Annotated in this window: 1 protein-coding gene; it reads right to left on the bottom strand. The window is 57.0% G+C overall.

Translation table 11 applies throughout. From position 1 onward, the window contains the following. On the bottom strand, window positions 1-207 hold a 207-nt coding region (locus tag ACO0KW_RS20550; protein WP_423055200.1), incomplete at both ends, for a hypothetical protein.

The following is a 207-nucleotide window of genomic DNA, read 5'->3' as shown; positions in this document are numbered from 1 at the left end:
TGCCGACTGGAACACTGACGGCATTGCCGCTGCTGTCTTTGAGGGTGACCGTGTACGTTAAGACGCCACCTTCGGCTACGCTCGCTGCATCGACACTGATGTGCGCATAGACAGTGTCGCTTGCTGCGGGGACGGCTTCATCGGTGATCGCGCTGCTTGCTGTGTTGCTGCTGCCGACCGCTACTGCTTCATATTTACTGTTCGTAT

The organism is Undibacterium sp. Ji22W (assembly GCF_049340305.1).
In the GTDB taxonomy this organism is placed as follows: domain Bacteria; phylum Pseudomonadota; class Gammaproteobacteria; order Burkholderiales; family Burkholderiaceae_D; genus Undibacterium.
The sequence above is the reverse complement of the archived record's forward strand: the minus strand, read 5'-3'. Positions and strand labels throughout refer to the sequence as shown.